Raw genomic sequence first — 23,124 nt, forward strand, 5'->3', positions numbered from 1 at the left:
CGGCAGAACTTTTTGCCACGGCCCGGCTCTGACTGGGCAGTGAATATCCCCTAACAGGAGTAGCTTTGATGAAACGCCGTGAGTTTTCCTTGGCCGTCACCTCGGTCGCATCTGCCATGGCCCTGGGCGCCACTGCGACCGCCCATGCCCAGGCCGCCGCCCCCAAGGAAGGCAAGGACTATGTGAAACTGTCCAAGCCCGCCACCACCGAGGCACCTGCCGGCAAGGTGGAAGTGGTCGAGTTCTTCTGGTACAGCTGCCCGCATTGCAACGCTTTCGAGCCGGCATTCGCCGCCTGGAAGCAGAAGGCTCCCGCCCATGTGGTGGTGCGCCGTGTGCCCGTGGCCTTCAACGCCAGCTTCGTGCCCCAGCAAAAGCTGTATTTCACGCTGCAGGCCATGGACAACTTCGACGCCATGCACGTCAAGGTGTTCCACGCCATCCACGTGGAGCGCAACAAGCTGGCCACCGATGACGCCATCTTCGAATGGGTGGGCAAGCAGGGCGCGAACGTGGCCAAGTTCAAGGAGATCTACAACTCCTTCACCGTGGCCAACCAGGTGCGCAAGGCTTCGGCGCTGCAGCAGGAATACGATGTGGAGGGCGTGCCTTCCATGGGCGTGGCCGGCAAGTTCTACACCGACGGCCCCCGTGCCGGCAGCATGCAGAACGTGCTGAATGTGGTGGATTACCTGGCCAACCAGAGCCGCAAGGCCTGAGCGGTCCCGCTTTCGCCCGGCAGGGCCTGACCGCCCTGCACACAGCCCGCTTTCCAGCGGGCTTTTTTGTGTCGATTTCCCTGCGAGTCGCCCACAGGGCAGCCCTGGGGAAAACCAGTGCCCTACAATGGCTGCAAGATTCATGCCTTCTCACATGACACGCAAACTCCTCCCGATACTCGCGCTGACGGTCCTGGCAGCTGCCATGGGCACGGCACAGGCCGAAAAGGCCGATCGCAACAAGCCCATGAACATTGAAGCCGATGCGCTGCACCATGACGAGCTGCAGCAGGTCAGCACGTTCACGGGCAATGTGGTGTTGACCAAGGGCACCATCGTGCTGCGCGGCGCCAAGCTGGAAGTGCGCCAGGACGCCGAGGGTTACCAGTTCGGCAAGGTCTGGGCGGCCCCCGGCAAGCGCGCGTTCTTCCGCCAAAAGCGCGACACCCAGCCCGGTGCACCCGAAGAGTACGTGGAAGGCGAAGGCGAAATCATCGAATACGACGGCAAGAAGGACGATGTGCGCCTGATCCAGCGGGGCCAGCTGCGTCGCTACACCGGCGCCACGCTGAGTGACGACATCACCGGCAACATCATCACCTACAACAACCTGACCGATGTGTTCACCGTGGACGGCAACCGCCGCGCCACGCCGGGCAGCGAGGAAGCGGCTGCCGGCTCCGGTGGCCGCGTGCGCGCCGTGCTGGCGCCCAAGACCCAGCCCCCGCAGGCCCCGGTGGCGCCGAGTGCGCAGCCGCTCAAGCCTTCGGACACCATGAAATTGCGCAACCCGTGACCCGCTCTTCCGACACCCCGACCGCCCCAGGCGCCAGCAGCCGCCTGGAAGTGCACCATCTGGCCAAGTCCTATGGCAGCCGCAAGGTGGTCAAGGACGTGTCCCTGGCCGTGCAGAAAGGCGAAGTGGTGGGCTTGCTCGGCCCGAATGGCGCGGGCAAGACCACCTCGTTCTACATGATCGTGGGCCTGGTGCGCAGCGATGCCGGCGACATCTACATCGACGGCCATTCGGTGGCGAACATGCCCATCCACCAGCGTTCGCGCCTGGGCCTGTCCTATCTGCCGCAGGAAGCCTCGATCTTCCGCAAGCTCAGCGTGGAAGACAATGTCCGCGCCGTGCTGGAGCTGCAGCAGGACGAACAGGGCAAGCCCCTGACCAAGGCCGAGGTGGAGCGGCGCCTGACCGATCTGCTCAAGGAGCTGCGCGTGGACCACCTGCGCTCCTCGCCGGCGATTGCGCTGTCGGGTGGCGAGCGCCGCCGCGTGGAAATTGCCCGGGCCCTGGCCACGCAGCCGCGCTTCATCCTGCTGGACGAGCCGTTTGCCGGTATCGACCCCATCGCGGTGATCGAGATCCAGCGCATCATCGGCTTCCTGAAGGAGCGCGGTATCGGGGTGCTGATCACCGACCACAACGTGCGCGAGACGCTGGGCATCTGCGACCACGCTTTCATCATCAGCGACGGCCATGTGCTGGCGCAGGGCACACCGGAAGAGATTGTGGAGAACGCCGACGTCCGGCGGGTCTACCTGGGCGAACATTTCAGGATGTAGCCCGCCACTTCCGCCGCCACGACACATACAAGATCACAGAGAGGGAGCGTCGCGTTGAAGCCTGGTTTGTCACTGCGGGTGTCGCAGCATTTGGCGCTGACGCCGCAATTGCAGCAGTCGATCCGCTTGCTGCAGCTGTCCACGCTGGAGCTGGCGCAGGAAGTCGAGCAGATGCTCGACGACAACCCGTTTCTGGAAGTCGACAGCGACGACGCCCCCCGCGAAGACTTCGGCCTGTCCCAGTCGGATACGCCGGCGCAGAGCGATGACTATGCCGCCGATGGCGCGCTGACGGCAGGGGCTGCGGAGGCGCCCGCCGACAGTGCGGAAGGCCCCGGCAGCACGGAATACGATGCCCCCGACTGGGAGGGCGACGGCACCAGCGAACTGCGCCCCGATGACAGCGAATGGGGCGGCGATGCCCCGGCGCGCAACGCACAGGGCGGCGATGGCGATGAAGTCAGCGCCCTGGATCTGGCCCGTGCACATGAATCGCTGACCGACCACCTGCTGCGCCAGTCGCTGTCGCTGCACCTGTCCGAGCTGGACCGCTATGTGCTGCGTTTCCTGATCGAGAACCTGAACGACGACGGCTACCTCGAAGAGTCGCTGCAGTCCCTGGCCGAGGGCCTGGCCGGCACGGACGACCCGGAACAGCTCGACGAGCTGGTGCACCGCTTCACCGTGGCACTGCGGCTGCTGCACAGCCTGGAGCCGGTGGGCGTGGGCGCCCAGGGGCTGGCCGAATGCCTGCAGTTGCAGCTGAACCATCTGCTGCAGCGCGGTGAGGCCGAGGCCAGTGTGGTGGAGACGGCGCTGACCATCTGCGCCCAGCCGCTGGACCTGCTGGCCCGGCGCGATGTGCGCCGCCTGATGCAGGCCACGGGCAGCAGCGAGGAGCGCACCCGCATGGCCATGGCACTGATCGCCCGGCTGGAGCCCCGGCCCGGCCGGCGCTTTGTCAATGTGGAGCGCAACATCATCGTGCCGGACGTGATCGTCACCCGCGCCGGCCGCCGTGCCAGCGAAGGCACGCCCCAGTTCAACGTGCAGCTCAACCCCGACGTGCTGCCGCGTCTGCGCGTGCACGATGTGTATGCCGGTGCGCTGCGCGGCCACAAGGGCAGCGAAGGCCATGCCGGCCTGCAGCAGCGCCTGCAGGAGGCGCGCTGGTTCATCAAGAACGTGCAGCAGCGCTTCGACACCATCTTGCGGGTGTCGCGCGCCATCGTGGAGCGGCAGAAGAACTTCTTCGTGCACGGCGAACTGGCCATGCGCCCGCTGGTGCTGCGCGACATCGCCGACGAGCTGGGCCTGCACGAGTCCACCATCAGCCGGGTGACCACCGCCAAGTACATGGCCACGCCGCACGGCACCTTCGAGCTCAAGTATTTCTTCGGCTCCGGGCTGGGCACGGAAACCGGTGGCAATGCCTCCAGCACGGCGGTGCGGGCGCTGATCAAGCAGTTTGTCTCGGCCGAGAACGCCAAGAAGCCGCTGTCGGACAGCCAGATCGCCGAAATGCTCAAGGAGCAGGGCATCGAATGCGCCCGTCGCACCGTGGCCAAGTACCGTGAGGCGCTGAAGATCGCGCCGGCCAATCTGCGCAAGACGCTGTAAGCGCAGCGGGGCTGCAGAGGGCTGCGGGACGCCCGGTGAGGCCACAGCCTGCGGTGGCGGAGCCCCTGCGGGCATGCTGCGTTGCCGCAATCCCCCAGACCCGTGCAAACCGGCTGGGCAGCGTCGGCAGTTGGAGGTATCGTGCAGCCATCCTTGGTTCATTCCGCACATGCCACGGCCGTTGGCAGCAAAGGAGACACCCCATGGTTGCACCGCTTTCTTCTTCCGCGCTGCCTCGCAAGCTGCTGTCGGCGCAGCCCGAACCCGATCACCCGCACAGCGTGGCCCGCATCGCCGTGGTGGGCAGCCTGCACATGGATGCGGTGTTGCACCTGGAACGCGTGCCCCGGGCCGGGGAAACCGTGATGGCCCACAGCCTGCGCTACCTGCCCGGCGGCAAAGGCGGCAACCAGGCAGTGGCCTGCGCACGCCACGGCGCCCAGGTCACGCTGTTTGGCTGCGTCGGCCGCGACCACCATGGCAACAGCCTGCGGCTGGCGCTGCACGACGCCGGCGTGGACATGGACCATGTGCAGGTGCTGGACGGGGTCTCCACCGGTGCGGCCATGGTGCTGGTGGAGGGCAATGGCCAGAACCGGATCTGCGTGGTGCCCGGCGCCAATGTGCTGCTGGAGCTGCCGGATGAGGCACTGCTGAATGTGCTGGCCCAGGCCGATTTCGTGCTGCTGCAGCGCGAGACCTCGGACAGCGTGTTGGAGCAGGTGCTGGAGGCGGCCCGCAGCGCTGGCTGCCGCGTGGTCTTCAACCCTTCACCGGTGCGCGAGCTGCCCGAAGCCTGGTGGCCCCTGGTCCACACCCTGGTGGTCAATGAGGTCGAAGCCGCCGCCTACAGCGATCAGGTGGTGGACAGCCCGGCCACGGCAGCCGACGGCGCCCAGCGCCTGCTGGCGCGGGGCGTGTCCCAGGTGGTGGTCACGCTGGGCGCTCAGGGGGCGGTGGCCGTGTGCGGCGGGCGTGTCAGCACCCATCCCGCGCTGGCCTTGCCGGTGCTGGACACCACGGGGGCGGGCGACAGCTTTCTGGGGGCACTGGTCACCCGGCTGGCCGAAGGCCATGCCCTGGGCGACGCCGTGCAGTGGGGCATACGTGCCGCCAGCCTGTGCATGGGCCAGGTGGGCGCCCAGGCTTCCATACCGCAGCGCGCCCAGGTCGAAGCCCTGGCCGGTGGCGTGGCCAGCCCGCTGCATGTGCAGTAGGCGGCGGGGCGAGCACGCCAGCCGCCGTGCCGGGCTGCAGGCGTGCCGTGCTCAGCGGGTGCTGCCGTCGCAGTAGGCGTGCCAGCCCGCCGGGGTGTTTTCAAAGCCGCGCTGCAGGGCCAGCTCCCAGGGGCGTTCGCAGCTCTTGGTGCGTTCGCACCAGGCATGGCCGGTGGAAGGCTTGCAGCCATGGCTGTCGGTGCGCTTGCCCAGAATCGGCGGCTCCGGGGTTTCGTCCAGCGGCTGGGGTTCGGCCACAGCAGGTGCGGTGGCTGCGGCGGGCATGGCCTGGCCGGCGGTGGCAGGCGCTGCCGGCTGGGTGGGCGCGGACTGGCAGGCGCTGAGCAGGGCCAGGGCCGAAGCAGCCAGCAGCAGGCGGACACGGGCCAGTGCCGGGACAGAGGTCAGGAAATGCGTAGACATGCCCGCATCGTACGCAAATCCCGGCGGTGCGGAGTGTCCGGGAGGCCAGCAGGGGAGCCTGGACGGTCCGGACAGGGGGGACGCAGAAACTCCACCGCGCGCCGTGGCCGGGGTGTCTCGCGTATCCTTGGCGGCTTGCTATGAACCAATTGCACCTGTTTTTGCCCTGCGCCGCCGGCGTCGAGGGCTTTTTGGCCGACGAGGTCCACGCCATCACCGGCGCCACCGGGCAAGACCTGCTGGTGGGCCGGGGCGGCGTGATGCTGCGCGGCATGTGGCGCGACGCCCTGCTGCTCAACCTGCACAGCCGCCTGGCACAGCGCGTGCTGATCGAGCTGTCGCACAGCATGTACCGCAACGAGAACGATCTGTACCGCGCGGCCAGCGAGGTGGCCTGGGAGATCTGGTTTTCGCCCCAGGAGACCTTCAAGATCGAGGTCACGGCCCAGCACAGCCCACTGACCAGCCTGAACTTTGCCGCCTTGCGTGTGAAGGACGCCATTGCCGACCGCTTCCGCGCCAAGCGCCACGGCGTGCGCCCCAGCGTGGAGACGCACCACCCCGATGTGCGCGTGCACCTGCACCTGACCACCGACGGCGCCACCATCTACATCGACACCTCGGGCGAAGCGCTGTTCAAGCGCGGCTGGCGCGAGGACAAGGGCGACGCCCCGCTGAAGGAAACCCTGGCCGCCGCCATGCTGGCCGCCAGCGGCTGGGACCCGCATGGCGACAACCCGCAGCCGCTGTACGACCCCTGCTGCGGCAGCGGCACCGTGGTGATCGAGGCCGCGCAGATGGCGCGCAAGATTCCCGCCGGCATCCTGCGCCGCTTTGCGTTCGAGAAGCTGGTGCCGTTCCAGCGCCATGTCTGGGAAGCCATGCTGGATGAGGCGGAAAGCGCCATCCTGCCCGAGTCGCCCGTGGGCATTTACGGTTCCGACATCGCCTTCCGGATGGTGGATTTTGCCCAGCGCAATGCCGAGCGTGCGGGGGTGGCCGACACCATCCAGCTGCGCGGCGGCGATGCGCTGCAGCGCATGCCGCCCTGCGAGCAGCCGGGCATGCTGATTCTGAACCCGCCCTATGGCGAGCGGATCGCCGCGGCCGGTTCCGCCGGCCGCAACGCTGCCGAGCGCATGGGGCAGGTGGAGCGCGCAGGCCGCGAAACCGCGCAGACCGAAGATGGCGGCGAGTTCTTCAGCCAGCTGGCCAGCCACTGGAAGAAGAACTACAGCGGCTGGAGTGCGTGGATGCTGACGCCCGACCTCAAGTTGCCCGGCAAGATGCGCCTCAAGGAATCGCGCCGCACGCCGATGTGGAATGGCCCGATCGAATGCCGTCTGTTCTGCTTCGACATGGTCAAGGGCTCGACCAAGCCCCGCAAGCAGGAGAGTGCCTCCGGCGCACCGCAAGGCCCTGGGGCCGAAGGGCACGGGGCATGAAAATCGCTCCGTTGCGCTGGCCGTCCTGCAACGACGGCTATGCCGGTCCGCTGCCGCGTCCCATGGTGCTGGACACCAATGTGGTGCTGGACATGCTGATCTTTGACGATCCGCACATTCCCTCCATACGGGAACTGGTCGCCCGGGGCGAAGTGCGCTGGATTGCCGACCAGGCCCAGCGCATCGAGCTGGAGCGCGTGCTCCACTACAGCCAGATCGCGCCGCGCGTCAGCTACTACGGCAAGACGCCGCAAGGCGTGATGGCGGACTTTGACGCGGCCGTCGAATACGTGGCCGAGGCGCCCAAGATCCGCTTCACCTGTACCGACCCGGACGACCAGCATTTCCTGGATCTGGCCAGCCTGCACCAGGCAGTGCTGGTCAGCAAGGACCGCGCCGTGCTCAAGCAGCGCAAGCGCGTGGCCACGCACTACGGTGCGACGGTGGGCAATGTGGTGGTGCTGGACGCCGCCGAGCCGGCCGCCGTAGCGGCCTGATCAGTCAAAGAACTGCATGCCTGCATAGGGCTGCCGCCGGCACTGCGCCAGCCGGCTTTCCAGCGTGCCCACATGGGCTTCCAGCGCGTGGCCGTCGGGGTCCAGAAAGTAGAAGGAATCGCCTTCGCTGCGGTTGGTCTTCCATTCGCGCACGCCCAGGGCGCGGGCGTGCGCTACAAAGGGCGCAAAGTCGGCCTGCGACAGGCTGAAGGCGTAGTGGGTGTAGTCCGGCGGGCTGCTGACGGACACGCGCTGCGCATCCGGTGACAGGCAGATCCACAGACTGCCCAGCGTCAGATACGCGCCCCCATCCCAGCGCGCATGCGGGCGGCAGCCCAGCACCTGGGTGTAGAAGTCCAGGCTGCGCGGCAGATCGGTCACGGCCAGGGTCAGGTGGTTCAGTGCGGTCAGCATGGGGTGGCGTGGGGATGGCTGGGGAGTGCGCAAATACCTTTTCATCCTAGGGCAGTGGGCGCCGGCCGCTCACCTTTTTGCGGACGACTGTGGCGTGCCAACCACCCATGCGCGGCCGGGCCATGCGGGCGGTCTGTGCCCACGGCCGCCGCTGCGGCTAGGATGACCGTGTTTTCGGTGTGCAGGGACGGCCCTGCACCGCTGGCCCCTGCGGGGCAGCCGCCGCTTGCTGGGACGACCCGGCCATGCAACCGTTTCAGGAGTGGTTTATGGCATGGGTGTATCTGTTGATCGCAGGCGTTCTGGAAGTGGTGTGGGCCTTCACCATGAAGCAGTCCCACGGGTTTACCAACTTCAAATACAGCGCCATCACCCTGGTGGCAATGATCGCCAGCTTTGGTCTGCTGTCGGTGGCCATGCGCACGCTGCCGCTGGGCACGGCGTACACCATCTGGACCGGCATCGGTGCCGTGGGCGCCTTTGTGGTGGGCATCACCGTACTGGGGGAGCAGCTCAGCGCCCTGCGCATGCTGGCGGCCGTGCTGATCGTCAGCGGTCTGGTGCTGATGAAGCTGTCTGCGGAGTGAGTGCCGGGGCGCTGCCCTGCTCCTGCTCCTGCTCCTGCGCCGCGATGGCATCGGGCAGTGCGCTGGTCTCCAGTGCCACGGGGCAGCGCTGCAGCCACAACGCCAGTTGCCGCTGGTAGAGGGCGGGGTCCATGGCATCGCTGTGGCGGGGCAGGTGGTAGGCCTTGCCCTGGGCCGCCAGCGCGGCCGTGGCCAGGCAATAGAAGCCGGGGGTGGCCTGCAGGCGCACGATGTCCGCCCATGCGGTTCGGGCCTGCCGCGGAGGGTGGCGTCCGGCATGCACCAGGGTGAAGCCCTGTGCATCCAGCAGCAGGCGCCAGCGGCCCTCCTCACGCCGCAGTGCGGTCTGCAGCATGCTGCGTGTCAGTCGCTGGTGCAGGCCTTGCAGGGGCGGCTGGCGGTCGGTTTGGCTGCCGCTCTGGCGGGCATGGATGCCGCCCAGCAGCGGCTTGGTATAGCGCCGCCACAGCCAGGTGAAAACCAGACCAAACAGCAGCATGGTGAGGTACGACGCCGCCTGCAGGGCCGGGCCCGGCCGGGCGATGGCCAGCAGGCCTGCGCCCAGGCACAGCCAGTACAGCAAGGGGCTGAGCCAGCGGCTCTGCCAGTGCGCCACGTGGGCGACGGCACGGCGTTGCTGCCCCTGCAACTGCGCGATCTCGCGTTGCAGCGCGGCCTCCAGGCGGATGGCGGTGTGGGCCGGGGTGATGGTGAACTGCAGTTCCATAGGGTGGTGTTCAACGGGGCAAGCGGGGGGCAGTGCGGCCAGAGTCGGAGCGCAGTCTAGCGGGAGTGGGGCCGCCAGCCTGCCCGTGTCTGCACGCCAGGTCATCGCCAAGGGAGAAGCGCATGGCGCGACAATAGCGGGATGACTTCCTCCACGACGCCCCTGCCTCCCACTGCTGCAACGGTCCGCAAGGCCGTGCCCGCCTCCCCCAAGCTGACCACGCTGGACAAGACCCGTGTGGACGACACACGCATCAAGATCGTGCGTCCGCTGCTGACGCCGGCGCTGCTGGAAGAGTGGCTGCCGATCACCGAGCAGGCGTATGCGCTGGTGGAGTCCAGCCGTGCCGCCATCTCGCGCGTGCTGCACGGGCAGGACGACCGCCTGGTGGTGGTGGTGGGGCCGTGCTCCATCCACGACCACGACCAGGCCATGGACTATGCCCGCCAGCTCAAGGTGCAGGCCGATGCACTGCAGGACGATCTGCTGATCGTGATGCGCGTGTACTTTGAAAAGCCGCGCACCACGGTGGGCTGGAAGGGCTATATCAACGACCCGCACCGCGATGGCAGCTTTGCCGTGAACGAAGGGCTGGAGATGGCGCGCCGCCTGCTGCTGGACGTGCTGGAGCTGGGCCTGCCGGCGGGCACGGAGTTTCTGGATCTGCTGTCGCCCCAGTTCATCAGCGATCTGGTCAGCTGGGGCGCCATCGGTGCCCGCACGACCGAAAGCCAAAGCCACCGCCAGCTGGCCAGCGGCCTGTCCTGCCCCGTCGGCTTCAAGAACGGTACGGATGGCGGCGTCAAGGTGGCCAGCGACGCCATGCTGGCCGCAGCGTCCAGCCATGCCTTCATGGGCATCACCAAGATGGGCCAGAGTGCCATCTTTGAAACACGTGGCAACCAGGATTGCCACATCATTCTGCGCGGTGGCAAGGCCCCCAATTACGACGCGGCCCATGTGCAGGCCGCGTGCGAGCTGCTGGAAAAAAGCGGCCTGCGCCCGCAGGTGATGGTCGATCTGTCGCATGCCAACAGCAGCAAGCAGCACCGCCGCCAGATCGACGTGGCCGCCAATGTGGCGGAACAGGTGGCGGGTGGCGATACCCGCATCACCGGCGTGATGATCGAAAGCCATCTCCACGAAGGCCGCCAGGACATCGTGGACGGCGCCGAGCTGGCCTATGGCGTGTCGCTGACGGACGCCTGCATCAGCATGGAGCAGACCGTGCCCGTGCTGCAGCAGCTGGCGGCTGCGGTGCGCGCACGCCGGGCACACCAGGCCTGAGTCGGTCGCCGGCGCGGCCGCGCCGCCAAGGGGCAGATGCAAGGCCCAGACATGGCTGTGGCACTGGCATGCCGTTCATTCCGCGGGCGCCAGATCCTGGTCCGCTTCCACGGCGGACGTGCTCGCGGTGCTCTGGGCTGGGTCGGGCGGTGCGGGCTGCAGCCAGATGCCGCTGAACAGTGCCAGGGTCGCGATGACGGCGGCCGCCACCAGCAACTGGCTGCGGTAGCGCAGGTGCAAGGGAGGCACCGAGGCCTGCGGGTGGGAGCGCGCATGGAGCCGGAAGTGCAGGCGGTCATGCGCCCGGTGGGCGTGGAGGGTGTGGCGCATGGCAGGGCTCCGTAGCGACGTGCTGCCGTTATGCGCCGTTTATCCTCTGCTGTGGCGTGGGAGCCCGTGAGGCTGCGGTGTAGGAAAAGCATGTGCCCGTGCTGCGCCTGCCAGCGCGCAGGCCCACCGGGCACCCGCTGCGCGGGCCGAGCCCGCATCCGGGGGCGGATACGGGCGCTGCCGGTGCGCAGGCTGCCCCGTGCTTTTCTGCGCAGGCGTGGGCCTGCGCTGCCGGGTTTTCTCAGTACTTGTTGGAGAAATTGGCGCTGATGCGCTGCTTCAGGTACTCGGCGGCGGTGATGTCGGGGTATTTGCCGCTCTTGCTGTGGATGAGCACGTCCTCGTCGGCCTGGCAGAAGAAGGCCAGGCTGTAGCGGTCGCCCTGGTATTCATGTGCGGCGGGGTTCTTCACGCGGTGGAAGTTGGAGGGCAGCTGGTCATCGCTCCAGCGCATCAGCATGTCGCCGATATTGCAGGTGATCACGCCTTCCACGGGCTCCACAGGGGTCCAGGCACGGCCTTCCATTTCCTTGCCTGGCAGCACCTGCAGCCCCCCTTGGCCGGGGCGCTGGAACAGCAGGGTCAGGCAGTCGAAGTCGGTGTGCGCACCGGCGCGCCAGGCACCGGGTTCCTGGCCGGGTTGGGGCGCAAAGTAGCGCAGCATGCGCAGCGTGCTCTGGTAGTGCGGGCTGGCCGGGTTGTGGGCGCGGGTGAAGAAGTCACGCTCCATGCCCAGCTTGTCGGCAAAGCAGGACAGCACGCGCATGCCCACGGCCCAGCATTGGGCCTCGAAGCCCAGGGTGTCGGCCTGAAATCCGGGCAGCTCGGCCTCGGTCGGCCACAGGCCGGCCATGCGCGGGCGCGTGACCTGGTAGCTTTCCTTCAGGTCGGCCTTGCCGGTGGACGGGCGGATCTGCGCACGGCTTTCCCAGCCGGCGTTGCGCGCCAGCGGCCACTGGGCCTTGGTGGTCTCGGCCTGGGCAAAGAAGGCGGCAGAGCGGGCGAACGCTGCGTCGATGTCGGCCTGGGCAATGCCGTGGTGGCTGACCTGGAAGAAGCCGATTTCCACTGCAGCGCTCCACAGCTGCTCGGTGATCTCGGCGCGGCGGGCCTCGAAGTCGCTCAGATCGATCACGCGCACTTCGCGCGCCACGGTCGTGCCTTCGGTGCCCATGGTGGATTCCTTGCGCAGTTCTTCCAGCGCGAAGTCGGAGGGGGCGGGGGTGTTGGTGACAGGGTTCAGCATGGCTGGCTTTCCAAAACAGGGAGCAGGGGAGTGCTCCGGTGTGGTGAATGCCCCAGGCTGGGTGGCCGTGCACGCTGCTGGTGCAGCGGTCTTGCAGGTGGCGTCCAGCCCTCAGGCGCGGCGCACGGTGCGGGGGCTTCCCGCCGCTGTGCGGCCTGAGCAATTTCCTGCCCGCTCCCTGTGGTGCAGGGGGCGGTGCTGAACGCTTCTACTCGTGCGCTGCACCTGCATGCACAAGCTGTGCCAGCATGCCGGACCGGATGCCGGGGCGTGCCTTGCACCGGTGGCATGGCGGCCACGCGCCGTGGCGCCGGTCCGGCGCAAAGTTGCGGAAGTTTTTGCGCTGTATCAAACATCTGGCACGGCAAATGCTTGCAGCGCCGAACGAGTAGAAGCGTTCAGCGCAAGGCGGCTGCATCCAGCCGCCAACGCCCGGAAATTGCTCAACCTGCCTTGCCACCACCGTTGCAAGGGAGCGGGTTGTGGCATGGGCGCGGGCCCGGTTGCTTTCTGCTTTCCGGCGGCGGCGTGGCACCCACGATCCCAGGAGATTTGCCATGCAACGCCGCCACTTCCTCTCCAGCGCCTGTGCGCTGACCGCTGCTTCCGCTCTGCCGCTGGCCGTGCACGCCCAAACCAAGACCTTGCAACCGCTCAAACTCACGTTGGACTTCAAGTTCAGCAGCCAGACCGCGCCCTTTGTGCTGGCTGCCGCCAAAGGCTATTACGCGGCCGAAGGCCTGGAGGTGCAGATCGATTCCGGCTCCGGCTCGGTGGCCTCCATCACCCGTGTGGCTTCCGGTGCCTACGACCTGGGCCTGGGCGACATCAGTGCACTGATCGAGGCCCATGCCAAGGCCGAGACCGCATTACCGGTGCAGGCGGTCTACCAGTACTACAACCGCGCGCCGTTTGTCATCATCGGCCGCAAGGACCGGGGCGTGGGCACCAGCTTTGCCAGCCTGCAGGGCAAGAAGGTGGCGGCGGCGGCGGTGGAGTCCACCCGCCGCAGCTGGCCCATGGTGGCCAAGCAGCAGAAGCTGGGTGCCGACCTGTTCCAGTGGGTGACCACCGATTTCTCCGCCCGCGACAACGTGGTGGTGCGCGGCGATGTGGATGCAGCCACCTATTTCCACGATTCCGCGGTCTCGCTGTTCCAGCGCATGCCGCCGGCCCAGCTGAGCGTGCTGTCCTATGCCGATGCCGGCGTGCACCTGTATGGCAATGCGGTGCTGGCTTCCACCAAGCTGATGCAGGAACGTCCCGAAGCGCTGAAAGGCTTTTTGCGTGCCACCCAGCGTGCCCTGGTGGAAATGCTGGCCAACCCCCAGGCCGGGCTGGATGCCGTACGCCAGCGCGACCCGCTGCTGCGCGCCGATCTGGAAGCCGCGCGCTGGGCCATTACCCGCGGCTACCTGGCCACGGCCGAGACGCAGGCTGCCGGTCTGGGCCGCATCGTGCCTGCGGTACTGAAGCAGCAGATCGCCGAGGTGGGCGAGACCTTTGCGCTGGGCCAGCTGCCGGCGCCCGAGAAGCTGTGGAACACCGCCTTCCTGCCGACCGCGGTGAAGCAAGGGAGCGCTGCATGAACGCCGTTGAAAACATTTTTGCAGGCCCGCCAGCCGGGCAGGCGGTGCTGGCCGCCGAACAGGCCGTGGACGAACGGGATGGCCGCTATCTGCGCCAGGCCATCGCGCTGTCGCGGACCGCGCGCGAGCGGGGCAACCGGCCTTTCGGTTCGGTCATCATCGCTGCCGACGGCACGGTGCTGGGCCAGGGCTGGAACAGCAATGGCGAAACCGGGGACTGCACGGCCCATGCCGAGGTGCAGGCCATTCGCGACGCCTGCCAGCGCCACGACCGCGCCACGCTGGAAACGGCCACCATCTATGCGTCCGGCGAGCCCTGTGTGATGTGCGCCGGCGCCATCTTCTGGGCCAATATCCGCCGCGTGGTCTATGGCATCGACGACCGCCGCCTGCGCGTGTTCCGCGGCGAGCGCCTGGACCAGCGCGATGTGGAGCTTTCCTGCCGCGATGTGTTCCGTGCGGCGCCGTTTGCCATGGAGTGCACCGGCCCGTCCCTGATCGACGAAGCCACGGCCCCGCATGTGGGGGCGTGGAAGGCGTAAGCGGAGCGCGCGGGGTGGACGGCGGCGTGAGGGTGCGTGCCGCGGCGGTTGAAAAATCCTTTTCAGCCGGCCGGGCGCACCGCTGTGCGTCCCCGCTTCACTGCACCACCACGGCCGTGCCGCTGGCGCTGACCATCAGCATGCCGTTGCCCTGGCCCAGCACCTCGTAGTCCAGGTCCACGCCGACCACGGCGTTCGCGCCCAGGGCGGCTGCGCGCTCCTGCAGTTCGCGCAGCGCAATCTCGCGTGCCTTCTGCAGCTCGCGCTCATAGGTGGCGCTGCGCCCGCCCACCAGATCGCGGATGCCGGCAAACATGTCCTTGAACATATTGGCGCCCAGGATGGCTTCGCCGGCCACCACGCCGCAGTAGCGGGTGATGGATTGGCCTTCGATGGTGGGGGTGGTGGTCACGATCATGGCGGCAGCTCCTGGCAAAGGTGGACAAGACCGGGACGACAGATCCCGGATGCCGGCAGCTTAGCAGCCAGGGCCTGCCAGCCGTGCCACCGGGTGTGGCCGTGCGCCGTTTCGGTGCACGCCACTGCGGCTTTATTGCCCCTGGCCAGGCTGCAGGTCCACCGCGCGCTGTGCGGCGGTGTGCACGCGCAGCTGGAAGACATCGGGCCGCGCGTAGTGGCCCACCGGGTCGAAGTCCATCTGCATGCGCGGAATCTCGTCCAGATCGATCTCGGCGGTCAGCAGGGCGTCCTCGCCATACACCGGTCCGGCCAGGATGCGCCCGGCCGGGCTGATGATCACACTGCCGCCGCGCATCAGCACCGTGTCGTCGGCGGCCGGCAGGCGGTTGTGCATGGCGTCCATGGGGAACTGGCTGCGGCGCAGGTGCTGGCAGGCCGACAGCACAAAGCAGCGCCCTTCCATGGCGACGTGCTGCATGCTGCTGACCCAGGTGTCGCGGTCGTCCGCGGTGGGCGCGCAGTACAGGGCCACACGCTGCTGGTACATGGCCATGCGCAGCGCGGGCATGTAGTTTTCCCAGCAGATCACCGCACCCAGCTTGCCGTGGGGCGTGTCGATGGCCTGCAGCGTGGAGCCGTCGCCATAGCCCCAGACCAGGCGTTCCAGCGCCGTGGGCATCAGCTTGCGGTGGTGGCCCAGCACCGTGCCGTGGCCGTCCGCACCGCGGCCCAGGTAGGCGGCGGTGCAGTACAGCGTGCCGCCGTCGCGCTCGATGACGCCCACACACACGGTCAGGTCCAGTTCGCCCGCGGTCTGGGCCAGGGCTGCCAGCTCGGGGCCGTCCAGCGTGACGGCGGCTTCGTAGTACTTCTGGTAGTCGGCCCGGCCCTCGGGCGTGCGCGCGCCAATGAAGATGTGGAAGTCCGCCCCCTTGGGGTAGCCGCCGATATAGGCCTCGGGAAACACCAGCACCCGGGCACCCTGGCGGGCGGCCTCGTGCATCAGGCGCTGGGCCTGGGCCACGGTGGCGGCGGTATCGAACAACACGGTGGCGGTCTGTGCCACGGCGACGGTCACATTGCGGGTCATTGCGGTCCTCCTGAACAGATGCCTGCCAGTGTGGACAGTCGCGGCGCTGCAACACAGTCACCTGGGCGGCGTTGTGCGGGTTCTCCCCGGGGAGCGGCGGCATGGTGGCCGTTGCGTGATGTGGCTGTGCACAAATTTGGATTGTGGTTTATACTTAGGTCTACGGGTTAACACTTATCGGGTTTGACCCTAGGAATGGCCGTCGAGATGCAGCCATTCCCACCCTCAGTGGAAGTGCATCTCTCCGTAGCATTACGAAAGAAGGTCTGTCATGCGCCAAGCTATCAACTCTCTGATCAACTTCATCCACGAAGCCCGCGAAGCCCACCTGGAAGTCGCCAGCCAGTAAGCCCCTGCGGCTCCGCGCCCGCCGCGCGGTCACTTCCCGGCGGATAGGGTGCCCTGGCGGCACCCCAGCAATATGCCCTCCAGCACTGGCTGCAGGGCATTTTTGTTGCCTGTGGCGCCTGTTGCCGTTCGGTGAAAGGCTGAAGGAGGGCACAGCCATGCGGCCTGCCCCCGGGCCCACCGCCCTGAATGCCGGTGTGGGGTGGGGCTGGGTGGTGGCGGGCCGTGCGGCGCGCGCTGCACGGGGTGTTTTTTGCGCTGCGTCGTCGTCGCTGCCGCTGGGCATGGCAGACTTGCCGTCCATGTCCGCCCCCACGCTTCTGGTCGCCGACGACCACCCGCTGTTCCGCGCCGCCGTGATGCATGTGCTGCGCGAACGCCTGCCGCAGTACGCCATTGTGGAAGCCGCCAGTGCCGCCACCCTGGGCGCGGCGCTGCAGGCCCACCCCGAGGTGGAGCTGGTGCTGTTGGACCTCGCCATGCCCGGTGCGCGCGGCTTTTCCGTGCTGCTGCATGTGCGCGGCGAGTACCCGGAGATCCCGGTGGTCATCATCTCCTCCAATGACCACCCCCGCGTCATCCGCCGTGCCCAGCAATTCGGGGCGGCGGGCTTTATCCCCAAATCCACACCGGCCGACACCATGGGGGCGGCACTGGACGCGGTGCTGGCCGGCGACAACTGGTTTCCCCCCATGGTGGCCGAACGCTCCGAAGCCGATGCTGCACTGGCCGCCCGCCTGGCGCAGCTCACGCCCCAGCAGTTCCGTGTGCTGCTGTGCCTGGCCGACGGCTTGCTGAACAAGCAGATCGCCCATGAACTGGGCCTGGCCGAGAACACCGTCAAGGTGCATGTGACGGCCATTCTGAAAAAACTGGAATGCTATTCACGCACCCAGGCGGCGGTGCTGGTGAAGAGCCTGGAAAACGACCAGGAGATGTGAGGCCGCTGCGGCTGCAGGCCTGCTGGTACTGGCTACCACCGGTCCGGTCGCCGCCGCGTCCACACATGGCTGGGGCTGGCGCTGCGCCGTGCGGGATCCGCGACAGTCGGGACGCCCCTGTGCGGGCAAAACGCGCCATGGCGGCCATTCGGCGTTATCGTGTGGTGATGTTGCAAATGAAAAAAGCCATCTCCCTGGGTGCGGCCTGCGCTGCGGTCGCTTTGTTCATGCCTCTGGGCGCACAGGCGCTGTCGCTGGGTCCGCTGAACCAGTCGGTGCTGCTGCACATCCCTGCCCGGGACGTGCCGGATTTCCGTGCTTTCATCGGCAAGGCCTTGAATGAAGGCCAGGCCGGCGTGGCCCAGGAATGGAACAGCAGCGCTCGCAGCAGCAAGCAGCCCGTGAAGGTGCAATTGACGCCGGGTGCCACCGTCGCCACGCAGTCGGCCGGCCAGTGCCGTCTGCTGTCGGCCCAGGTCAGCCAGCGCCAGCAGACCGAGAGCTGGAATGTCTGGTTCTGCCAGCAGGCCGACGGTGCCTGGAAGATCAGCGGTCTGGAATAAGCGCAGGCCGCCCGCGGCGCCTTCCGCGCGCCTCTCACCGCCGCAGGCAATGGACCATGCCTGCCTGTGCCATGTCCCGCGTGCGAAGGCGGTTCCCCAGGCCGTCAGCGCCGGCGGCTTGGTCGAGCCCGGGCTGCACCTGTGCGTGATCGTGCAAGGTGCCGACGATCCCGCAGCGCTCGCAGCGCGCGCTGCGGCAAGCCGGTTCCGCTTTCCCATGCACCCGGCCGCCGTCGCCTGGACTGGTGCACACCTGCCACATCGGCTGCAGCCCCACGGCCAGCAGGGGTGTCAGCGCAGAATGTAACAATAGAAAATAACAATCCCTGCCATTGCCTTGTCCGTGCTTTGACTATGACCCCGCCCGACTCTCCTGCGAACACGACGGACAGCCGCCTGCTGTGGGGGCCGGAAGCGGCGGGCGACACCGACCACGCCGCGCGGTGGCGGCGGCGCACCTGGCAGCTGCATGGCTCCGTCGTGCTCAGCCATCTCTATGCGCTGCTGCTGTTCGTTGGCCATGCCTGGGCGGGCTATGCCCCCTGGCAGGCGCTGGGCTGGTATGCGCTGTGGATTGGAGCCGGCATGGGCTTCATCACCTGGGCCTACGCCAGCGGCTGGAGCCAGACACGGCGCGATCCCGGCATGTTTCTGGCGCACCAACTGATAGCCATCTGCGGCACCCTGGGGCTGTGGATGGCCGCGCCGCAGGTAGCTCTCCAGGCCATGGTCATGCTGCTGGCCTTCAGTGCCGACGGTTTTCTGGCGCGGCGGCGCACCAGCTTCTGGATGACCTGGGGCTGCACCCTGGTGGCCGTGGCCGCCATCGTCTGCGCCCTGGGCCCGCAGATGCGCATGACCACCGACACCCCCGCCGGCCAGTTGCTGGCCGTGGCGGTGATGGTGGGGGGCGTGTTCCGCTGCAGCCTGCTGGTCACCTACTTCCGCGGCATGCAGTACCGGCTGCGTGGTGCCCATGACCAGCTGGCCGGGGCACTGGCCCGGATCGAAAGCCTGGCCCGCAGCGACGAACTCACCGGCGTGGCCAACCGCCGTGGCGTGATGGAGCGGCTGCAGCAGGCCCAGCACGCCGCGCAACGCCAGGGCACGCCGTTGTGCGTGGCCTTGCTGGACATCGACCATTTCAAGCAGATCAACGACCGCTACGGCCACGACGGTGGCGACACCGTGCTGCGCACCTTTGGCCAGCTACTGGCCGCCCAGGTGCGGGCCATCGACTGCGTGGGCCGTTACGGCGGCGAAGAATTCCTGCTGGTGCTGCCGGACACCACGCCCAGCCAGGCCCAGGTGCTGCTGGAGCGCGTACGCCAGCACATTGCCGAGCTGCCCTGGGCCCAACTGGTACATGCCGACCTGCAGGTGCACTGCACCGTGGGCCTGAGCGCCTACCGAAGCGGCGAACCGACGGAAGCCGTCATCTCCCGCGCCGACGCGGCGATGTATGCCGGCAAAGCCGCCGGGCGCAACCGCATCGTGCTGGAGGATGCGCCGGCACTGGCTCCGGCGGGTTTGCCGCCGGCCGACGTGCTGCAAGAGGCTGCGGCGCAGAGGGACCCCGCTTCAGCGAAAGTGGATTGAGTGCGTTGGAGCGCTGCAGTACCACGTGCGGGTGCGCGAACCGCTGTGTGCCGGGGCTGGTAACCGACCGGCTGCAGGGTTCGCCCTCGGCCGCATGCGGCCGATGGGCCAGCGTCAGACCGTGATCGTGCCGCTCAGATAGCGGGCGCAGTGGCCCGACACCTGCACCGTGGTGTCGCCCACCTCGCAGAACAGCGTGCCCGTGCGCTGCGAGACCTGGTGGCCCACCAGGCTGTTTTGGCCCAGTTGTCCGGCCCAGTAAGGGGCCAGTGCCGCGTGGATGGAGCCGGTGACCGGATCTTCAACCCCGCCATTGGCCGGCCAGAAATAGCGGCTGACAAAGTCATAGGGCGCGCCGGCCGGAGCCGGGGCGGTGACCACCACATCCAGTGGGCCCAGCGTGGTGAGCTTGTCCAGATCCGGCTGCACCTGGCGCACATCGGCTTCCGAGGCATACACCGCCACATAGGCCTGCTGGTTGACCAGGTAGCTCAGAGGGCGCGGAGTGAGGCCGTCGACCAGCGCGGCCGGCGGGGCCTCCACCGGCCGGGCATCCCGGCGGGGAAAGGTCATCTGGATGCGTCCTCCGGCCTCCTGTGTGGCGGTGACATTGCCGACGGCCGCCGCCCAGAACGTGATGCTGCGCAGGGCGGCATCGGCTGCGAACAGCACGAATGCACTGGCCAGCGTGGCATGGCCGCAGAAGTCGATTTCCTTGAGCGGGGAGAACCAGCGGATCTCGAAGGCGGCGCGTTCGGCGCTCCAGACCAGGAAGGCGGTTTCCGACAGATTGTTCTCGGTGGCGATAGCCTGCAGCGTCGCTGCAGGCAGCCAGGCCTCCAGCGGCACGACGGCCGCCTGGTTGCCCTTGAAACGCTCGGTGGTGAAGGCGTCGACGATGTGGATGGGAAGTTGCATGGACACGGAACCGGATAAGGGGTTTTTCTATGCGCCGCAGCGGGGAGGCCACAGGCGCGTGCACGACGGATATCCAGTCCGGCATTCTAGGAGGCGCCTTCGCTGCAGCTTTTTGCCACCCATGGCGCGGTGCGTTCCGCTCCGCGGCCTTACCTGCCTTACCCGCCTTCTCGCCCCCGGACCAGGGTCTGGCTCATCAAGGCCCGCAGCGCCGGCGGCCGGACCGGCTTGGCCAGAAAGCCCCAGCCGCGCTCGGCGGCCTGCCGGCGCAAGGTGGCGTCGCGCTCGGCGGTGAGCAGGATGACGGGAGGCGCGCTGCCCCAGCGTTCGCACAGCTGGGTGTAGACATCCGGGCCGTAGAACGTGCCCAGGTGCACATCCAGCAGCACCAGCTGGGGGGCATTGCCGGGGGCAGCCTCGGCCAGCGCTTCGGGGGCACCTCCGGCAAAAGGCACCTGGCAGCCCCAGCGTTGCAGCAGGGCGCAGGTGGCGGCGCGGGTGGACGGGTCGTCTTCCACATACCAGGCGCAGGCACCGTGCAGCGGGCCGGTGTCCGGTTGCTGCACATGGCTGGGCACGGGCTGCGGCGCCAGCGCGGCGGCGTTGCCCAGCGGCACGGTGACCCAGAACACGCTGCCCTTGCCCAGCTGGGAGCGCAGGCCGATCTCGTGGCCCAGCAGGCGGCCCAGGCGTTCGACGATGGCCAGGCCCAGACCGGTGCCGCGGTCGTCGGCGTGGCCTTCGTCCAGGCGGCGGAATTCCTCGAACACCTCCTGCTGCAGGCTCTCGGGGATGCCGGGCCCCTGGTCGTGCACCTCGATGCGCAGCTGCTGGCCGACGCGGCGGCAGCCGACGACGATGCGGCCCTTGCGCGTGTAGCGGATGGCGTTGGAGACAAAGTTCTGCAGGATGCGGCGCAGCAGCGCCTCGTCGCTGTGCACCACATAGTGCGTGGGCAGGCAGCGCAGGGTCAGGCCTTCGCTTTCGGCCTGCATGCCGAAGTTGTTCTGCACCACTTCCAGCAGGGCGTTCAGCGCGAAGTCACGCACATGGACTTCCAGCTGGCCGGACTCCATGCGGGCAATGTCCAGCAGGCTGGTGAGGATGGCGTCCTGCGAGGCCAGGGCCTGGTCGATGCTGTGCGCCACCTGGCGGCCGGCCGTGTCGTGCAGATGGCCGGGCAGCAGGCTGGTGTACATGCGCGCGGCATTCAGCGGCTGCAGCAGATCGTGCACGGCGGCATTCACAAAACGGGTCTTGTAGCGGTTGGCGCGCTCGGCCTCCTGCTTGGCGGCATCCAGATCGCGGGTGCGCTCGGCAATGCGCTTTTCCAGTGCGTCCGCCAGGGAGCGCAGTTCGCGCGCCGCGTTCTTGTAGCTGGTGATGTCGGCGTAGCTGGTGACAAAGCCGCCGCCGGGCAGCGGATTGCCGCGGATCTCCAGCACCGTGCCATCGCCCTTGGCGCTTTCGTGCAGATGGGGCTTGCCGCTGCGCAGATGCTGCAATCGGCGCTGGATGGCGCCTTCCACCGGGCCGCTGCCCAGCAGGCCGCGCCGGGCGTTGTGGCGCAGCAGGTCTTCGATGGGATGGCCCACGCGCATCAGCTCGGCCGGATAGCGGAACAGCTCCACGTAGCGGGAGTTCCAGGCCACCAGGTTCAGGTCGGCGTCGATGATGACCACGCCCTGGGGCAGGTGCTCCAGGCTGGGGGAGAGGCCGGTGTCGGTGGTGCGGGCGGCCTGCTGGGCGGCCTGCAGAATGCCGTCCTGGGCGGTGCGCAGTTCCTGGGCATGCTGGTGCAGCACGGTTTCCAGCTCCTGCCGGCTGCGCAGGCGCAGGCGGGTGATGCGCTGGCGCTGGCGCACAAACAGCCACAGCAGGCACAGTGCCAGCCAGGCGCCGCCGGCGGCGGCGGCGGCCCAGCGGCTGGTGGTGCGGCTGGCGTCGGTGTTGTGCAGCAGGTGCAGTTGCCAGCGGCTGCTGGGCAGAAGCTGGGTGTGCCACAGGGTGCGGCCGGGCAGTGCCGGCTCCTGCAACTGTGCCAGGGCACCGCCGTGGCCCAGTTGCTCCTCCACCTTGTAGCGCAGCGGGCGCAGCGGCTGGTTGGCGTACTGGCGGGTGGCGGCCAGCTCGGCCTCGTCGGCCGCGGTCAGCGGCTGCAGCAGGCGGTAGCGCCAGTCATCGCCGCTGGCCAGAAAGACCACGCCGTGCGCGTCCGATGCCAGCACCGTGTCGGGCACCTGCAGCCATTCGCTTTCCAGCTCGTGCAGCAGGATCTTGATGGCCACCAGGCCGGTGATGCGGCCGTGCTCGTCTTCGATCGCGCGCGACAGAAAGTAGCCGGCCAGGCCGGTGGTCATGCCGATGCCGTAAAACCGCCCGCTGCCCTGGGCCAGGGCCTGCTGCACATAGGGCCGGAAACTGTAGTCCTCGCCCACATTGCTGCGCGCATCGCGCCAGTTGCTGGCGGCCAGGGCCTTGCCGTGCAGATCGATCAGGGTCAGCGTGGACGCCTGGCTGGCGCCGTTGGCCAGCTCCAGCTTGCGGTTCAGGTGGTCCACCTGGGACGGGCTGAGCGGCTGGTCCAGCGCCTGGTGCAGGGCGCTGCGCAGCTCGGGGTCCAGCGACAGCACTTCGGGCAGGGTGCGGTAGCGGTCGATGCGCTGGGCCAGCGCCTGGGCGTACAGGCCCAGCTGGCGCTGCACGTTTTCACTTTCACCGCGCAGCGCATGCTGCCAGGCCAGCTGGTAGGCCAGGGTCATGCACAGGCACATGCCGCCCAGCAGGATCAGCAGGGTCCAGGCCGGGTGGCGGCGGGGTGAGAACAGGTTGAAAGAGCTCACGGTGTGGTGCGGTGCAGTGGCGCCGGTGGGCGCGAAAAGGGCGGATCGGCAGGCCGGACCCCGGCCCGGCGTGGCCTGGGGGTGACATGGCATATTAGGTGTTTACCCTTGGTTGTCTGCATTTTGCCTAGGGAAGCCTCTGCGTCTAATACCAATAGGTTATCGGCACGGAAAACGGACCGCAGTC

General features: G+C 67.9%; 23 protein-coding genes. 14 read left to right on the forward strand and 9 right to left on the reverse strand.

The features are described 5' to 3' along the window. Window positions 1-68 precede the first annotated feature (68 nt). The 5 genes from QM470_RS20235 (at window position 69) to QM470_RS20255 (ending at window position 5,128) form a co-directional block, all read left to right on the forward strand. Window positions 69-719, forward strand: coding sequence for a thiol:disulfide interchange protein DsbA/DsbL (locus QM470_RS20235; RefSeq protein ID WP_066541485.1), 651 nt, complete (start codon window positions 69-71; stop codon window positions 717-719). Between the two features lie 154 nt (window positions 720-873). Beyond that, window positions 874-1,515 (forward strand): lipopolysaccharide transport periplasmic protein LptA, encoded by a 642-nt coding sequence (gene lptA, locus QM470_RS20240; protein WP_218334069.1) that lies wholly within the window; start codon window positions 874-876, stop codon window positions 1,513-1,515. Beyond that, window positions 1,512-2,291, forward strand: a complete 780-nt coding sequence (gene lptB / locus QM470_RS20245; RefSeq protein ID WP_098065964.1) for an LPS export ABC transporter ATP-binding protein — start codon at window positions 1,512-1,514, stop codon at window positions 2,289-2,291. The genes lptA and lptB overlap by 4 nt, the downstream gene beginning before the upstream one ends. A gap of 54 nt (window positions 2,292-2,345) precedes the next feature. Next, window positions 2,346-3,911 (forward strand): RNA polymerase factor sigma-54, encoded by a 1,566-nt coding sequence (locus tag QM470_RS20250; protein WP_283340513.1) that lies wholly within the window; start codon window positions 2,346-2,348, stop codon window positions 3,909-3,911. A 203-nt stretch (window positions 3,912-4,114) separates the two neighbouring features. Further along, a complete protein-coding gene (locus tag QM470_RS20255) occupies window positions 4,115-5,128 on the forward strand; it encodes a ribokinase (RefSeq protein WP_283340514.1) in 1,014 nt (337 codons plus the stop codon). A 51-nt stretch (window positions 5,129-5,179) separates the two neighbouring features. Here QM470_RS20255 and QM470_RS20260 read toward each other — a convergent pair whose 3' ends face one another. After that, the gene (locus tag QM470_RS20260) at window positions 5,180-5,551 is read right to left on the reverse strand and encodes a hypothetical protein (protein WP_083520633.1); all 372 of its coding nucleotides are present in this window, start codon (window positions 5,549-5,551) and stop codon (window positions 5,180-5,182) included. 140 nt (window positions 5,552-5,691) lie between these two features. Here QM470_RS20260 and QM470_RS20265 point away from each other — a divergent pair, with 140 nt between their 5' ends. After that, the gene (locus QM470_RS20265; protein ID WP_283340515.1) at window positions 5,692-6,996 is read left to right on the forward strand and encodes a THUMP domain-containing class I SAM-dependent RNA methyltransferase; all 1,305 of its coding nucleotides are present in this window, start codon (window positions 5,692-5,694) and stop codon (window positions 6,994-6,996) included. Then, window positions 6,993-7,493, forward strand: coding sequence for a PIN domain-containing protein (locus tag QM470_RS20270; protein WP_283340516.1), 501 nt, complete (start codon window positions 6,993-6,995; stop codon window positions 7,491-7,493). Before QM470_RS20265 ends, QM470_RS20270 begins: the two co-directional genes overlap by 4 nt. Here QM470_RS20270 and fos read toward each other — a convergent pair whose 3' ends face one another. After that, a complete protein-coding gene (gene fos, locus QM470_RS20275; protein WP_283340517.1) occupies window positions 7,494-7,907 on the reverse strand; it encodes a fosfomycin resistance glutathione transferase in 414 nt (137 codons plus the stop codon). 269 nt (window positions 7,908-8,176) lie between these two features. On the opposite strand from fos, the gene QM470_RS20280 reads away from it, so the two are divergent. Then, window positions 8,177-8,494, forward strand: a complete 318-nt coding sequence (locus QM470_RS20280) for a DMT family transporter (RefSeq protein WP_283340518.1) — start codon at window positions 8,177-8,179, stop codon at window positions 8,492-8,494. Here QM470_RS20280 and QM470_RS20285 read toward each other — a convergent pair. Next, window positions 8,457-9,221, reverse strand: a complete 765-nt coding sequence (locus tag QM470_RS20285) for a hypothetical protein (RefSeq protein WP_283340519.1) — start codon at window positions 9,219-9,221, stop codon at window positions 8,457-8,459. The two genes, QM470_RS20280 and QM470_RS20285, sit on opposite strands and share 38 nt — an antisense overlap. A gap of 141 nt (window positions 9,222-9,362) precedes the next feature. On the opposite strand from QM470_RS20285, the gene QM470_RS20290 reads away from it, so the two are divergent. Further along, window positions 9,363-10,508, forward strand: coding sequence for a 3-deoxy-7-phosphoheptulonate synthase (locus QM470_RS20290; RefSeq protein ID WP_283340520.1), 1,146 nt, complete (start codon window positions 9,363-9,365; stop codon window positions 10,506-10,508). A 75-nt stretch (window positions 10,509-10,583) separates the two neighbouring features. On the opposite strand, the gene QM470_RS20295 is transcribed toward QM470_RS20290, so the two are convergent. Together QM470_RS20295 and QM470_RS20300 are read right to left on the reverse strand one after the other, a co-directional pair. After that, on the reverse strand, window positions 10,584-10,838 hold the full coding sequence (locus QM470_RS20295) for a hypothetical protein (RefSeq protein WP_283340521.1): 255 nt from the start codon (window positions 10,836-10,838) through the stop codon (window positions 10,584-10,586). A 241-nt stretch (window positions 10,839-11,079) separates the two neighbouring features. Then, the gene (locus QM470_RS20300) at window positions 11,080-12,084 is read right to left on the reverse strand and encodes an isopenicillin N synthase family dioxygenase (RefSeq protein WP_283340522.1); all 1,005 of its coding nucleotides are present in this window, start codon (window positions 12,082-12,084) and stop codon (window positions 11,080-11,082) included. A gap of 557 nt (window positions 12,085-12,641) precedes the next feature. Here QM470_RS20300 and QM470_RS20305 point away from each other — a divergent pair. Together QM470_RS20305 and QM470_RS20310 are read left to right on the forward strand one after the other, a co-directional pair. Further along, the gene (locus QM470_RS20305; RefSeq protein ID WP_283340523.1) at window positions 12,642-13,673 is read left to right on the forward strand and encodes an ABC transporter substrate-binding protein; all 1,032 of its coding nucleotides are present in this window, start codon (window positions 12,642-12,644) and stop codon (window positions 13,671-13,673) included. Further along, on the forward strand, window positions 13,670-14,215 hold the full coding sequence (locus QM470_RS20310; RefSeq protein WP_283340524.1) for a nucleoside deaminase: 546 nt from the start codon (window positions 13,670-13,672) through the stop codon (window positions 14,213-14,215). Before QM470_RS20305 ends, QM470_RS20310 begins: the two co-directional genes overlap by 4 nt. A gap of 97 nt (window positions 14,216-14,312) precedes the next feature. Here the strand turns inward: QM470_RS20310 and QM470_RS20315 are convergent, their stop codons facing one another. Further along, window positions 14,313-14,633, reverse strand: coding sequence for a heavy metal-binding domain-containing protein (locus QM470_RS20315; protein WP_283340525.1), 321 nt, complete (start codon window positions 14,631-14,633; stop codon window positions 14,313-14,315). A 132-nt stretch (window positions 14,634-14,765) separates the two neighbouring features. Next, a complete protein-coding gene (locus QM470_RS20320; RefSeq protein WP_283340526.1) occupies window positions 14,766-15,725 on the reverse strand; it encodes a carbon-nitrogen hydrolase family protein in 960 nt (319 codons plus the stop codon). A 650-nt stretch (window positions 15,726-16,375) separates the two neighbouring features. Here QM470_RS20320 and QM470_RS20325 point away from each other — a divergent pair. The 3 genes from QM470_RS20325 (at window position 16,376) to QM470_RS20335 (ending at window position 19,176) form a co-directional block, all read left to right on the forward strand. Further along, window positions 16,376-17,014, forward strand: coding sequence for a response regulator (locus QM470_RS20325; protein WP_279998009.1), 639 nt, complete (start codon window positions 16,376-16,378; stop codon window positions 17,012-17,014). A gap of 176 nt (window positions 17,015-17,190) precedes the next feature. Then, window positions 17,191-17,577: a hypothetical protein gene (locus tag QM470_RS20330; RefSeq protein ID WP_283340527.1), complete on the forward strand. Its 387-nt coding sequence runs from the start codon at window positions 17,191-17,193 to the stop codon at window positions 17,575-17,577. A gap of 354 nt (window positions 17,578-17,931) precedes the next feature. Then, window positions 17,932-19,176: a GGDEF domain-containing protein gene (locus QM470_RS20335; RefSeq protein WP_283340528.1), complete on the forward strand. Its 1,245-nt coding sequence runs from the start codon at window positions 17,932-17,934 to the stop codon at window positions 19,174-19,176. A gap of 114 nt (window positions 19,177-19,290) precedes the next feature. On the opposite strand, the gene QM470_RS20340 is transcribed toward QM470_RS20335, so the two are convergent. Then, the gene (locus QM470_RS20340) at window positions 19,291-20,094 is read right to left on the reverse strand and encodes a PhzF family phenazine biosynthesis protein (RefSeq protein ID WP_283340529.1); all 804 of its coding nucleotides are present in this window, start codon (window positions 20,092-20,094) and stop codon (window positions 19,291-19,293) included. A gap of 158 nt (window positions 20,095-20,252) precedes the next feature. Beyond that, complete coding sequence (locus tag QM470_RS20345) at window positions 20,253-22,868, reverse strand: hybrid sensor histidine kinase/response regulator (protein ID WP_283340574.1); 2,616 nt, start codon at window positions 22,866-22,868, stop codon at window positions 20,253-20,255. Window positions 22,869-23,124: the final 256 nt, after the last annotated feature.

It is taken from the genome of Comamonas sp. 17RB (assembly GCF_030056555.1).
GTDB classification, from domain to species: Bacteria; Pseudomonadota; Gammaproteobacteria; order Burkholderiales; family Burkholderiaceae_C; genus Comamonas; species Comamonas terrigena.